The 13,300-nt window shown below is 42.8% G+C and carries 13 protein-coding genes; 7 read left to right on the top strand and 6 right to left on the bottom strand.

The annotated features are described in order from the left end of the window. Positions 1-373: 373 nt before the first annotated feature. Positions 374-586, bottom strand: coding sequence for a hypothetical protein (locus tag AM228_RS17350; protein ID WP_054467508.1), 213 nt, complete (start codon positions 584-586; stop codon positions 374-376). 116 nt (positions 587-702) lie between these two features. Here AM228_RS17350 and AM228_RS32900 point away from each other — a divergent pair, with 116 nt between their 5' ends. From AM228_RS32900 to grxD, 3 genes are all read left to right on the top strand, one after another. Continuing rightward, on the top strand, positions 703-915 hold the full coding sequence (locus tag AM228_RS32900; RefSeq protein ID WP_156331859.1) for a hypothetical protein: 213 nt from the start codon (positions 703-705) through the stop codon (positions 913-915). A gap of 420 nt (positions 916-1,335) precedes the next feature. Beyond that, on the top strand, positions 1,336-1,596 hold the full coding sequence (locus tag AM228_RS17345) for a BolA family protein (RefSeq protein WP_054467507.1): 261 nt from the start codon (positions 1,336-1,338) through the stop codon (positions 1,594-1,596). A 140-nt stretch (positions 1,597-1,736) separates the two neighbouring features. After that, positions 1,737-2,060 carry a Grx4 family monothiol glutaredoxin gene (grxD, locus tag AM228_RS17340; protein ID WP_054467505.1) on the top strand — a complete coding sequence of 108 codons (324 nt, stop codon included), beginning with the start codon at positions 1,737-1,739 and terminating at the stop codon, positions 2,058-2,060. Between the two features lie 82 nt (positions 2,061-2,142). Here the strand turns inward: grxD and AM228_RS17335 are convergent, their stop codons facing one another. From AM228_RS17335 to murG, 4 genes are all read right to left on the bottom strand, one after another. Beyond that, entirely contained in the window at positions 2,143-3,555 is a 1,413-nt protein-coding gene (locus tag AM228_RS17335; protein ID WP_190879135.1) for an AtzE family amidohydrolase, read from the bottom strand. Positions 3,556-3,618: 63 nt separating this feature from the next. Further along, positions 3,619-3,810, bottom strand: a complete 192-nt coding sequence (locus AM228_RS17330; protein ID WP_054467503.1) for a DUF4089 domain-containing protein — start codon at positions 3,808-3,810, stop codon at positions 3,619-3,621. A gap of 63 nt (positions 3,811-3,873) precedes the next feature. Beyond that, entirely contained in the window at positions 3,874-6,564 is a 2,691-nt protein-coding gene (locus AM228_RS17325; protein WP_054467501.1) for a diguanylate cyclase, read from the bottom strand. Positions 6,565-6,919: 355 nt separating this feature from the next. After that, entirely contained in the window at positions 6,920-7,984 is a 1,065-nt protein-coding gene (murG, locus tag AM228_RS17320; protein WP_054467499.1) for an undecaprenyldiphospho-muramoylpentapeptide beta-N-acetylglucosaminyltransferase, read from the bottom strand. A 205-nt stretch (positions 7,985-8,189) separates the two neighbouring features. On the opposite strand from murG, the gene AM228_RS17315 reads away from it, so the two are divergent. Further along, positions 8,190-8,951 carry a nuclear transport factor 2 family protein gene (locus tag AM228_RS17315; RefSeq protein WP_156331858.1) on the top strand — a complete coding sequence of 254 codons (762 nt, stop codon included), beginning with the start codon at positions 8,190-8,192 and terminating at the stop codon, positions 8,949-8,951. Between the two features lie 136 nt (positions 8,952-9,087). Here AM228_RS17315 and AM228_RS17310 read toward each other — a convergent pair whose 3' ends face one another. Next, entirely contained in the window at positions 9,088-9,525 is a 438-nt protein-coding gene (locus AM228_RS17310; protein ID WP_054467494.1) for a bacterioferritin, read from the bottom strand. Positions 9,526-10,273: 748 nt separating this feature from the next. Here AM228_RS17310 and AM228_RS17305 point away from each other — a divergent pair. The 3 genes from AM228_RS17305 (at position 10,274) to kaiC (ending at position 13,158) form a co-directional block, all read left to right on the top strand. Then, positions 10,274-11,167: a response regulator gene (locus AM228_RS17305; protein WP_054467527.1), complete on the top strand. Its 894-nt coding sequence runs from the start codon at positions 10,274-10,276 to the stop codon at positions 11,165-11,167. After that, positions 11,164-11,433 (top strand): circadian clock KaiB family protein, encoded by a 270-nt coding sequence (locus AM228_RS17300; RefSeq protein ID WP_054467491.1) that lies wholly within the window; start codon positions 11,164-11,166, stop codon positions 11,431-11,433. The genes AM228_RS17305 and AM228_RS17300 overlap by 4 nt, the downstream gene beginning before the upstream one ends. 210 nt (positions 11,434-11,643) lie before the next feature. Continuing rightward, complete coding sequence (gene kaiC / locus AM228_RS17295; RefSeq protein ID WP_054467489.1) at positions 11,644-13,158, top strand: circadian clock protein KaiC; 1,515 nt, start codon at positions 11,644-11,646, stop codon at positions 13,156-13,158. The last annotated feature ends 142 nt before the right edge of the window (positions 13,159-13,300 follow it).

Raw genomic sequence — 13,300 nt, 5'->3', positions numbered from 1 at the left:
TTAATTGATGACACGCCCTAGAAAGGTTATGAGTATTTTGTCAGCATAGCATAATAAATAAAAATCCGTCCTTAAAGGACGGGGCTTTAAACCGAAAATTTTCGGTAACTATATCTGTTGCCATCCGCGATCGGCAAAAATCCGATGGTTCAGAAGCAGCAGGGGATGCAATTATTTTTGTCCCCTTGCTTATTTCTTTGGGTAGACTGGATGACTGAAGCGATCTTAGCTAGGCGATGATTCACAAATAGTGAGTAAAGATAAATCTCTATGCTTCACAAATATTGAGTAAAGATAAATCTCTATAGTTTGGGAAAAATCCCGATCGTTAGCGGATCATTTTTTGTCTAAATCGTCTGTAGCGCTATTTTAATTAGAAAGTCTCTTCAAATCTCTGATTTAGGCGATCCGCAAGCAAAATCAAAAAACCGGCCAGTTGTATTGGCCACGGGGCGAGAATAATCCCACAAATCAATAGAATGGCGGCGAGGGAAGCGGCCATTACCACCACGGTTTCTTCATGGGTATGACGTATTAGCCAAACAAAGAGAAAACCTGATACTAGAGTGACTAAGTAAGGAGGCATAGTTGCTGTTTCCTCATAAAAGGTAAGTGAAGTGTATAAGAAAACACATATTTTTTTGAGATTTTTTGATTGTAGCATTCGCTACTCTTTTGTAAAGAGATGATTGTCTGGAAGTTATGACAAATATTCATAATATTAAGAAAATAAAAAAATGGTATAAGTATGGCTTGTCAAAGGGTTTAAGCATTATTAGGCGATCAAAAACAGCAATTTTTGGAGAAAATTTTCCGCCAAGTCAAGCAATTGAGTTGTTAGCCAAACGTGGCGATCGCACGGAATTTGATTGGTTGAAGCCAGACTCACATTGCAGAGGTCAAGGTTCTGAGTAATGATTCAGAAAATAAGTTAGGGATTAAAACCGCATAAAGCTTACATCGTAAACCTTTGAGGTATTTTTTCCCGAAAATAAATTTCCCCAGATTCAGGGGTTGATGATTGGCTGATTCTGGAGAAAACTATGACTAAATTTTGATTACATATTCATTACATTTTTATTACATTTTTATTACATAGTCTGATAACTATGATGTAGGCTATAGGTTATATGTCAATTTTGCTGCGGTTGTCACCGCGAATTTGGCTGGGGAAGATCGGTCAGTGATCGACAGGATCCTACCCACTCAGTTTAGTCATCCTGGTACTGAACACCCCTTGACTCTATAAACCCCATCAACTTTTACACTGTTCTGACGGCGCTGTTCACGATAAATTAGAAAAGAAATTCGTATCCAACAACAATTAGGAGATCAATGGTTAGTCCAGACCAAGTAGAGGCAATGCTGAAAGCGGCATTACCGGACGCTGAAGTGCAGGTTCAAGATTTAACCGGCACCCGCGATCACTATCAGGTAGTTGTGGTTTCATCAGCATTTGCCGGGAAAACCATCGTCAAACAGCATCAAATGGTCTATGGCGCCCTGCAAGAAGCCATGTCTAGCGAAGCGATTCATGCTTTAAGTATGAAAACTTATACCCCAGAAGATTGGCAACAAGTTACCCAAGCGGTCTAGGTAAAATGAGATTAGGCGGGTCAAAATCCGTTGACCGCGATCGCCTGCCTCAATTTTTCGTCTGTTTTTCCTAGAAGCGTGAAGATAGCGCTAAAATTTATCCCTAGAACTTACAACCAATCAGATAGTAAGACCCAAACATGACTCCGGAACTGAAAGAGCGAATCGATAATTTAGTCCATCAGAACAAGATTCTGGTGTTTATGAAGGGCAATAAACTCATGCCCCAGTGTGGTTTTTCTAATAATGTAGTCCAGATTTTGAATACTCTGGGTGTTCCTTACGAAACTGTTGATGTTTTGGAGGACTATGAGATCCGTCAGGGGATTAAAGAATATTCAAACTGGCCAACCATTCCCCAAGTTTACCTGAATGGGGAATTTATTGGGGGTTCTGATATTATGATTTCTCTTTATCAGAAAGGTGAGTTGCAACAAATGGTAGAAGTTGCATTGGCCTCTTAGATTTCCAGATTTTTTGACTAAAAAAATCCTTGTGTTTTACACAAGGATTTTTTTATGGGATGAATTATGACAAATTGGCGGTTTAAAGCGGATGGGTCACTGGGGCGGAAATTATGCCTTGGGCTTCGAGGTAAGCCGCAACTCGGAGAATTAATGATTCATTATAAGGTGCGGCAATAATTTGCACTCCGAATGGTAGATTATTTTGGCGATCGCCTCGGCAATGAATCGGCACAGATAAGACGGGTAAACCAATAAAAGAAAGGGGTTGAGTATAGAGTCCTAAGTTGGGACGCACGAGGATTTCTTGACCATCGATCGCCATTGTTTCTTGACCAAGTTTCGGGGCAACGATGGGAGTGGTGGGGGCAAGAATAATATCGACGGTTTGGAATATTTCTCGGAGGATATCCCGAAACCATTGGCGAAATCGCTGGGATTGAATATACCAATGAGCCGGAATTAAGGCACCAGCCAAAAAGCGATCGCGGGTGGCCGGGTCAAAATCTCTGGAGCGCGATCGCAGGCGATCTAAATGGAGATTTGCTCCTTCACAGGCGGTAATCACAAATGCCGCCGCCCTTGCCCGATCTGCGGCGGGAATTGTCACATTTTGTTGCACATTTAAGCCGTTGGCAATTTGTGCAACGGCGGCAAAAACTTCCGGTTGTCCTCCTTGGGCAAAATAGTCATTAGCAACGGCTATTTTTAATCCTTCAATGCCTCGATTTAGCTGAGGTAAACAAGGGTCAGGGTCTCGGTGGGTACAAACAGAATCTTGGGGATCTTGCCCCTGAAGCAGATCAAAAACAGCGGCAATATCGCGCACAGACCGAGCAAAAGGGCCAATATGATCTAAGCTACTGGAAAATAAGAATGTACCGGCACGAGATAGCCTGCCGTAAGTAGGTTTTAAGCCAAAAATTCCACAGAGAGAAGCGGGAACTCGGATCGAACCATTGGTATCAGAACCTAAACTAATGGGGACTAATCCGGCAGCAACCGCAGCGGCTGAACCGCCGGAAGAACCCCCGGCCACACGAGTTAAATCTCTGGGATTTTTGGTGGCACCATAATGACTATTTTCGGTGACAAATCCATAAGCATATTCATCCATATTTAAGGCACCAACTAGGACGGCACCGGCTTGTTTCAGTCGGGAAATTGCGGCAGCGTCTTGAGTGGCGGGGGGATTTTCGGCGTTAATTTTTGACCCGGCTAATGTGGTTAATCCGGCGATATCAAATAGATTTTTTACGGCAAAGGGAACTCCGGCTAATAGACCCGGATCTTCGCCTGTGGCAATTTTTTGATCGATCGCTTCTGCTTGGGCGATCGCACTTTCTGAAGTTATCGCCGTAAAACAATTTATCGGGGGATTTTTCCGGGCAATTTGGGCTAATGTATCCAGGATAACGGCTTTGGCGGTGATTTCTTGGTTTTTCACAGCGGTGGATATCGCGATCGCATCACCGTTGTTCAGGTCTATGCTCATTTTCAATTAGTGTTTAATCAGAATCTTTGGCGGCGGCTAAAAGTTTACTCAATTCAAATCAATTTAAGGGTCAAACTTGGGATCCGCTGCTATATTTTCCGGCAAAGGAAATTCTATCACTTGTTGAGCAATTTTAGCGATGCGTTGAAAATTAGCCACGACTCCAGCTTCACATTCTGGGGGAATAGGCAATTGGTTTAAAGCGGCAGTGTGTTGGATATAAGTTTTGAGATTAATTTCTTCCTGGTTATTCATTTCATTCAAGCACCAAAAAACATCTATTTTTTTATTTTATCTTGTTTGAGATAAATCAGAAAATTAAACCGGGTGAATTTCCACCCGATCGCGTCCGTATTTCTTGGCTTTATAACAAGCGGCATCCGCTTCACTTAAAACACTTTGTAAATTAGCAGTATTGGCATTAATTGCCACCAAACCAATACTCACCCCTATCATAAAAGTATGCTGCTCCCAAACAAACTCAAAAATATTGATACTTTCACGCATAGCATTGGCCACTCGTAGGGCTTCATTCACGGAACAATTATAAAGAATAGCGGCGAATTCATCTCCACCGAGTCGTCCCAGCACATCACTTTTTCTCAAATGACTAGATAATAAAGTGCTGATTTGACGCAGCAATTCATCTCCCGCTGCATGACCACTGGTATCGTTGACAATTTTAAAGCGATCCAGATCCAGATAACATAATGTATGTTCCAGATTATCCACTTGAGAATTAATCACTGCGGATTCTAGACGGCTTTCAAATTCCCGTCGGTTAATTAAACCTGTTAACGGGTCGTGACTCGCTTGCCAAGATAGCTGACGGGACATATTTCGCGAGTGGGTCACATCCCGAAATACTAAGACGGCTCCAACAATTTTGCCATCACTGGCCCGAATGGGGGCAGCGGTGCAATTAATTGCCAATTCTTTGCCATTTCTCACCATCAGCACACTTTCATGGGTATTATCCACAAATGTTTCGCCGAGTAATGCCGCTTCTATGGGATTTGGTAAAGGATCTTTGCTTTTTTCGTGGACAATTTTAAAGAGTTCTGTCACCGGCAACCCAAAGGCTTCTTCTGCTTCCCAAGTAAGGATTTCTTCTGCCATTTGGTTGATTAATTGAATGTAACCATGAGCATCGGTGGTAATCACTCCTTCGCCAATGGATTGTAAGGTGACTTGGGCTAATTCTTTCTCTTGAAATAATGCTTGTTCTGCCCGTTGGCGATCGCGAATTTCTCGCCGCAGTTTTTGGTTGGCTTGGGTCAACGCTGCGGTGCGTTTGGCCACTAATTCCTCCAAATTTTCTTTATACTGCCAAAGCTGTTCTTCCGCTTGCTTGCGTTCCGTAATTTCTTGGCCACTAATAATTGCCCCTAGCGCTTCTCCTTGAGTATCAAATAACGGCGTCAGATTCCACAATAAAATAGGCTGACTATTACCATCTTTGGTAATTCCCGGTAATTCCAAATCTCTTTGCGGGTTGCCATTAAATACTTCATTGAGATAATGAGAAACTTGTTCTCGCATTTCCCACGGCACACAAATATCTAAATAACTTTCTCCTAATACTTCGATATCTTGCCAACCATAGACTCGTTCCGCTTCTAAGTTCCACTGCAAAATTCGATTATCTGGGCCGAGAAAAATAATTACACTGCCAGCGGTTTGAATCAAAGACCATAAACGTTCTTGACTTTCTCTTAAGGCTTCTTGAACTTGTTTACGGCGAATCATTTCCGCGATTAACTCATCATTAGAAGTTTGTAAGGCAATGGTGCGTTCCATCACTCTGTTTTCTAATTCATGGTTAAGTTTTTGTAATTTTTCTTCCGTGCGTTGACGTTCTCTGATTTCTTGATGTAATTGTTCGTTACTTTTTATCAGTTGAATTGTTTGTTCGGCGATCGACTGTTGTAATCCTTCGATGACGCTAGACATTTCTAGGACATCAAAAACTTGGAGAATACAATGATGGGTTAACAGACCTAATACTTCTCCGCGATCGCCGCAAACCACTAATTGATGGGCTTGATGTTGCTGCATTTGCTGGTTTGCCACCCACAAAGATTCATGGGGGGCGATCTTTAATATCGGGCTACTCATAATATCTCGCGCCTGAGTTTTCTCCAAGTTTATTTCTAAAACTTGGCATTGCAAAATCTCTTGTTCTGAGACGCTCCCTACCGCCATTAAAGATTTTTGAGAAAAATTTGCCAGCCTCAGATAATTATCATGCCCATCGGAAATTAGTGGCTGAAATTCCTCACAGCCGATCGCCTTTTGCTTCCTAGTTTTATCGGGAGTTTTATCGGGAGTTTTATTGGGAGTTTTATCGGGAGTTTTATCGGGAGTTTTATCGGGAGTTTTATCGGAAGTTTTATCGGGGCTGGCGGTAATGACGATACAACTGGTTTTTTCCTTAGCCATTACTTGAATTAAACTGGCGACAGATTCGGTTTCTTCTGCTTGAATTACCTCTGCGATCATCACATCGCGGACAGTGCGCCATTGGAGTAGATTTGCCGGTTGTACGCAAGCGCGAATGGTTTCCGGGGTGACAATTCCAATCAGTTTTTGGTGGATATCTAATACCGGCAAATAGCGAATTTGATGCTCACGCAAGAGTGACAAAGCCGCAAATATATCTTGATGCTCTGTTTTCGTCAGCGTAATCACGGGGCGTCTCATCACTCGATCGATGGTGATTTGATTCGGGGTATTTAAATGATGATTTCCAATTAAATCGATGATATCTCGTTCAGTAAAAATGCCCAGTAGCTGCTGATTTTCCATCACCAGCACACAACGATGACTTCCCGTGTCGATCTGACTGGGTTCTGAAGTGAATCCAGGTAGCCGGCAGTTATGAGCATTTGCTTGGTTCATTAACTCGATGACTTGATCCAAAAGTCGGTCTGGCAAGACGATCAAGGGATTCGGATCAATTGCATTTTCTAACGGAGGGACGGAATTCCAATCGTTTTTGATAGACATGACCGATGGGGATGCACTTTCTTAGCTTGGCAGCCAAGTGGCTATTGAATTCTATAATATTCGATGTTTTATGATTAAGTTTTTAGCTCCAAGCTTGAAGCTTTAAACCAGTCAACTTCTCAGGGTTTCGCGGATCAGCGTGTCGCTTATAAGTCATCAGGTTTTAGCTATCAGGTTTTAGCTATCAGGTTTCAGGGGTCAGGTTTCAGGGGTCAGGCTTTAGGGGTCAGGTTTCAGGGGTCAGGTTTCAGGGGTCGGCTATCAGTAGGTTAACGAATAATTAATTATGATTCTTTAACAATTATTCATGGTTTTTCTTTGTGGCGATCGCTTCTTCTCCATCTAGTGCGACCTTTTAAGCGCCTAATAAGTCTCGCAAAACTCTAGCAATGCGATCGCTGCTATCGGGAACCGCGAGTTCTTGGGCTTTTTGAGCCATTTCTGGCAACAATGTGGGCGATTTGAGCAATTCTAAAACTTTTTGTTCGAGTAATTGCGCCGTTAACTCTCCTTGACTATAGGCGATCGCCGCTCCAACATCCGCAAACACCGCCGCATTAAACGCTTGATGATTTTCAGCGGCATAAGGATACGGAATCAAAATAGAAGGAGTCCGCGTCACCGCTAACTCAGTCAGGGTGCCAGCGCCAGCGCGACTAATCACCAGATTCGCCCGTTGCAAGAGTCCAGGCATCTGGTCGCAAAAAGCCCTGGCTAAATAGTGCGGATGTTGGAAACTACTCGCGTCCGGGTCATTGGTTCCGGTTTGATGGAAAATCCAGGCCCCCGCCTCTAACCATCGCGGTGCCGATTGGCGGACCAACTGATTAATCGCCACCGCCCCTTGAGAACCGCCGACGATCGCAATTAAAGGGACATTTTCCGGAATCGGTAAGTCCAAGGTCGAGGTTTCTAGAAATTGGTTTCTCACAGGTGTACCCACCATGACGGTTTTCGACCGGGGCAAATATTTGGCAGCGGCAGCAAATCCAATCGCCGTCACCGTACACCAAGGACTAAAGAAGCGAGTCACCTTACCCGGTAAAGCGTTAGACTCATGGAGAACCACTGGTAATCCCAGAGAACGAGCCGCAATAATCGCAGGTCCTGCAATATAACCGCCCGTGGTAAACACCCCTTGGAATTTCTCCCGTTTTAAGAGTTCTCTCACCTGAAAAATGGAGCGGATCAATCCAGTGGCTACCCGCAGAGTCCCCAATCCGAGGCGCTGCTGAAATCCTTCTACTGCTATGGTATGTAAAGGATAGCGACCTTTGATTAGCTGAGTTTCCATCCGGTTTGGCACCCCCAGCCATTCGATGTGATAATCACTCAACTGTTCAGCGGTGGCGATCGCAGGGAACAAATGTCCCCCTGTGCCACTCGCGGCTATTAGTAATCGAATCGATGCCTTACTCACGCCGTTTTCGTCTCCTCTCCGTTCCAATCAGCATACTTATTTCGTTTCAGGACTTGATTCTTATGCTCTGTCCTACCTGAATTGAACAGCTAAAATTTCACTGCTTCAATTGTCCAGTCCATTCTTTAACTTATCACCGATGCACAACTCTATCGTCTCATTCGCTCATTATTTCAGATCGCCGGATCTCTCGAAAAAAACAAAATTGATTGGTTTTGTAATGGGTTTAACCTTTTGCTGGAGTAGCATATTTCCTGGCAGTGCTGTGGCAGCGGCAAGTCCTGACACCGCCCCCCAAGAGTTGCAAACTCTCTTGCAACAAGTCGATGATGCAGCCAGCCAGCAAAATATTCGCGGGGTGATGAAATTTTATAGTCCCACTCTGACTCATGGTGATGGCTTAACTTATACCAATCTAGAACAGGCTTTACGGGAACTGTGGCAGCGTTATCCTAATTTGACTTATCGGACCGAATTAAAATCTTGGGAAGCTGATGGCAATGCCATTGTCGCCGAAACGGTGACGGAGATTAATGGGGTGCAAACTACCCCAGACAGAGAGTATCGTTTACGGGCTACAGTGCGATCGCGCCAACGCTACGAAAATCAACAAATTGTCCATCAAGAGATTCTCGCCGAACAAAGTCAGCTAACCAGTGGCGAAAATCCCCCCAATGTCCAAATCAATCTCCCGGATCGAGTCAAAATTGGTCGTCAGTACAACTTTGATGCCATTGTTTTAGAACCTCTGGGGGATGATTTACTCCTGGGTGCCGCCCTGGAAGAACCAATTAGTATTTTCGGATACATGAATCCTGCCAAGTTGGATTTACAACCCCTCAATGCCGGTGGTCTTTTCAAAATTGGTCAAGCCCCTTTAGTGGCCAATGACCGCTGGATTTCAGCAGTATTTATTCGTCATAATGGCATCACCTTTGTCACCCAAAGATTAGAGGTTTCTCAGTAATCAAACTGATTTAATTGATCCGGTCTAGTTCTTCCCTGTTTCCGGCAAAAAAATTAGGGGCAATCCAAGGCGCGGTGGTTGCCCCTAACTGTCGTGGCCGTAATTGCCCAGAACGAAGCCTATAGAACCCTATAAATTAGACACTAAAGTCTCGTAACATTTTTTTGATTTCAATATTGTGCATTTCTTCGGTGCCAATCATATTGCGAGCAAATTCTTCTAAATAAACACTCGCTCCTTCCACGGTATCGAGTAGTTCTTTGTACAAATCCAACGCTGCCTTTTCGTGATTGAGACTTTCTTGCAAAATATCACGCACTGAATGTTGATAAGTTTCTTGAATTGGTGCAACTCGGAGGCTGGGATGTCCCTCTAACCCCGTGAGAATTTCTCCCACTTGTTGAGCATGCATCAGGGATTCCGTTGCTTGGGCTTTAAAGAAATCGACAATCGGCAACCGATAAGGCCCTGTCACCATCAGTGAATAGTGGGTGTAGCGCACCACTCCAGCCAACTCATACTCCATGATTTTGGTTAGGATATCGTTGGTTTTTTCGACGTTAAGCTCGTGCATGGTTACTGCTGAGGTATAAGAATATTTATTTATATTTAAGCATTTTTTGTCCGTTATATCAATATCCCATCAAAATCAGCAAATGATCGTCTAATTCACCATTAAATTTGCTTTATTATAAATCACATATCTTATGGTGTGGTGTTTTTGGTTTAATTTAGTGAGAATTACTTTTATTAATTTGACTATCGGGCAACGGTTTAACCCTCTGTTGCGCCGCGCCGCAACCGATTTTTTTTTCTCATTCCACCGTTAACTCCTGATATTCAAATCAGAAACCCGGTTGCTTCATTTAAATTTTAATTTAAATCTTTATCCAGGCAAAAAATCAAGTTGTTTTATTAAGAATAAAAAAAATATCGGAATAATCAGGTTATATTTGCGCCATTAATTTATGGGATAAAGTTGATTCTTTTACATAGATTTACTTACATAGATTTACAGAAAACGCTCTACGATAGTACAATAGTATCACCGAAGATTTTCCTAAAAAATTTATCCTTGAGTAAGAAACGGGTTCCGAGGAATGGGAAAAGGATCCGTTATCAGTGTAGGTCACATCTTGAGTGACATCTTGGGTGACATCTTGGGTTAAATCAAAGACTGGGGTTGATATTATGCGCGATCGCTCAAACGGATCCGCCCGGAGGGAATCGCCAGAAATGTATCTTAATGTCTCTTGATGTACAACAGATTGCGGGCAATCAAAGAGTGGGATGATTTCAGCCAATTTATTGGTGTTTTAATTATGATTAAACAAGTATGTAATGTGTTATTAATCGAAGATGATCGGAGCCACTCAAAACTCATCCAAGCACTGTTGTGTGAAGCCGAACCGGGTGGTTTAGCTGAAGGTTTTTCTTTTCATGTGACTGGGGTGGAAACTCTCCAGGCTGGAGTAGAGCAACTGGAGAAAAACCATTTCAACGTTATTTTGTTAGACTTGATATTACCAGACAGCCAAGGACTCGATACATTAGAGCGAACCCTGAAACATTCTCCCCATACCCCGATAGTCGTACAAATCGGCAATAATGAGGAAAGCTTAGTAGTCCAGGCTTTACAGTTAGGAGCTTATGGCTTTTTACCTAAACAAAATCTTGATAGTAATCTACTGGTTTATGGGATCCGGTTGGCCATTGAACGGTATCTTCAGACGACTAAAATGGAAACGGCCAAACAACAGCAAGAACAAGACTTGGAATTTGAATGGCTGGAGCAGTTCGCCGAAAGTGGCAGAACCAATATCACGGCTAGATTGTATGGTACTGTCAGTTTGCAGGATAGTTGTCCCGAAATTTTCCGCGAGCACGTAGAAAACTATGGTAAATTAATGGATTTAGCATTAGAAGAACAAGCCTATAAAGTTGAACATAATATTTCCAACCGACTGCGTACCCAGGCGGAAAAGTTAGGACTGCTCAAAGCAAGCCCACGAGATGTGGTGGATATTCATACCACAGCGTTGAAAGAAAAAACTAAAATGGTCAATTTGGCTAAGGCGCAAGCTTATGTCACCGAAGGACGATTAATGGTTTTGGAAATGATGGGCTATTTGACTTCATACTATCGCAAATATTATTTGGGATTAAGTAATATGAAAGTATATAAATCTTCCGGTAATGTAAAGCAAGACTTATGAAATACTTACTCAAGTTATATATCACGGGTGATTCACCCAGATCCCAACGAGCGATCGCTAACTTAATGCGAATTTGCGATCAAGAACTTTCAAATCAGTATGAATTGAAAATTATTGATGTCCTGGAGCAACCGGATGTGGCGGAAAACGAGAAAATTATGGTTACACCTACTTTAATTAAGCAATTGCCGCCGCCGCTGCAAAGAATTATTGGGGATATGTCGAAAACTGAGCTAGTTTTGCTTGGTCTGGATATCGATAATTAAGAATAATGTTGTTTGTTGTTTCTTGTTTGTTGTTTCTTGTTTGTTGTTTCTTGTTTGTTGTTTCTTGTTCTTGATTATGGTTAAATCGGCAAAATAACCAATAACCCATAACTAATAACGGCTGAATATGGAAGATCGAATGATAAATTTAGTAGGATTTTGCCTGATTCAGTAGGAACTGAAGAAAATTATTTAAAGTAAGTGAAACCAATGAGTAGTTTTGAAAGTAACACGGATTTTATTGAAAAGCTAGAAACGGGAATTCCTGGTTTTGATTTCTTAGCCGAGGGCGGGTTGCCAAAAGGTCGAGCCACCTTAATTGCTGGCACCGCAGGCAGTGCGAAAACGGTGTTGGCTTGTCAGTTTTTGGCTGAAGGAATCAAAGAAAACCAAAATGGGGTTTTTGTCACCTTTGAAGAATCCCCCAACGCCATTCGGAAAAATATGAAGGGCTTCGGTTGGGATATTGCTCAATGGGAGAAGGAAGGAAAATGGGCGTTTGTGGATGCCTCCCCCCAACCGGGACAAAAGCCGCTGGTATCCGGGGAATATGATTTAGGGCCTTTGTTAGCCCGGATTGAATATGCGATTCGTAAATATCATGCGGTACGAGTTTCTATGGATTCTTTGGGGGCAATTTTTAGCCACTTAGAAGATAGTGCTCAAGTACGCAGTGATTTGTTTAGTATTGCGGCGGCATTGCGGGAATTAGAAGTAACGGCTATTTTGACTGCTGAACGTACCGAAGAATATGGGGAGATTAGTCGTTATGGGGTGGAAGAATTTGTGGCGGATAATGTGGTGATTGTTCGGAATGTTTTGATGGAAGAAAAACGCCGTCGCACCATAGAGATTCTGAAGTATCGAGGCACAGAACACCAAAAGGGAGAGTTTCCATTTACGATTATCCCCAAACGAGGGATTGTGATTCTGCCTTTGTCGGCTATTGAATTAGAACAACGCTCGTCTAATGTGCGGATTTCTTCTGGCAGTGCAGAACTCGATCGGATGTGTGGGGGAGGCTTTTTTCGGGATTCAATTATTTTAGTTTCTGGGGCGACGGGTACGGGCAAAACCCTGATGGTGACAGAGTTTATGGCCGGGGGAATTGCGAATAATGAACGGTGTTTATTATTTGCTTTTGAAGAAAGTCGGGAGCAACTTTATCGGAATGCGATCGGTTGGAATGTGAATTTTGATCAAATGGAAAAAGCCGGTAATCTAAAGATTGTTTGTCGCTACCCAGAAAGTACCGGCTTAGAAAATCATCTGATTATGATGAAGGAGATTATTGACACTTTTCAACCGAATCGAGTGGCTGTCGATAGTCTTTCGGCTTTGGAAAGGGTATCATCCCTGAAGGGATTTCGGGAATTTATTATTGGTTTGACTTCTTTTATTAAACAAAAAGAAGTGGGCGGTTTATTTACTTCGACTACTCCGTCTCTAGTGGGTGGTACGTCGATTACAGAAGCGCATATTTCTACGATTACTGATTCGATTATTTTATTGCGATATGTGGAAATGTATGGGGAAATGCGTCGGGGCATTACGGTGCTGAAAATGCGCGGTTCTATGCATGATAAAGATATTCGGGAATTTTCTATTGATGGCAAAGGGATGCATATTGGTAAACCTTTTAGAAATGTGGTGGGTATTTTAGCCGGTTCTCCGAGTTATGTGGGGGAAACTGAGGTGGAAAGACTCACGGGTTTATTTGAGTAAGGACAAAGCCTGCGTTAGTCAAAGGCGGGAGGTTTTGGGGTGTGGGGCCGCCATCGTGAAGAAAGTGAAAAGTGGTAGGGGCGAATGGCCATTCGCCCGTACAAGTGAAAAGTTATGCATAAATATCCCTCTTCCCTACACC

This window comes from Planktothricoides sp. SR001, assembly GCF_001276715.1.
Lineage (GTDB): Bacteria > Cyanobacteriota > Cyanobacteriia > Cyanobacteriales > Laspinemataceae > Planktothricoides > Planktothricoides raciborskii.
This window is presented reverse-complemented; position numbering and strand designations above follow the sequence as displayed.

Coding starts and splice junctions, on each gene's coding strand:
- AM228_RS17350 (WP_054467508.1), bottom strand. CDS start 586: ATGCCTCCTTACTTAGTCACTCTAGTATCAGGTTTTCTCTTTGTTTGG.
- AM228_RS32900 (WP_156331859.1), top strand. CDS start 703: ATGACAAATATTCATAATATTAAGAAAATAAAAAAATGGTATAAGTAT.
- AM228_RS17345 (WP_054467507.1), top strand. CDS start 1,336: ATGGTTAGTCCAGACCAAGTAGAGGCAATGCTGAAAGCGGCATTACCG.
- grxD (WP_054467505.1), top strand. CDS start 1,737: ATGACTCCGGAACTGAAAGAGCGAATCGATAATTTAGTCCATCAGAAC.
- AM228_RS17335 (WP_190879135.1), bottom strand. CDS start 3,555: ATGAGCATAGACCTGAACAACGGTGATGCGATCGCGATATCCACCGCT.
- AM228_RS17330 (WP_054467503.1), bottom strand. CDS start 3,810: ATGAATAACCAGGAAGAAATTAATCTCAAAACTTATATCCAACACACT.
- AM228_RS17325 (WP_054467501.1), bottom strand. CDS start 6,564: ATGTCTATCAAAAACGATTGGAATTCCGTCCCTCCGTTAGAAAATGCA.
- AM228_RS17310 (WP_054467494.1), bottom strand. CDS start 9,525: ATGCACGAGCTTAACGTCGAAAAAACCAACGATATCCTAACCAAAATC.
- AM228_RS17305 (WP_054467527.1), top strand. CDS start 10,274: ATGATTAAACAAGTATGTAATGTGTTATTAATCGAAGATGATCGGAGC.
- AM228_RS17300 (WP_054467491.1), top strand. CDS start 11,164: ATGAAATACTTACTCAAGTTATATATCACGGGTGATTCACCCAGATCC.
- kaiC (WP_054467489.1), top strand. CDS start 11,644: ATGAGTAGTTTTGAAAGTAACACGGATTTTATTGAAAAGCTAGAAACG.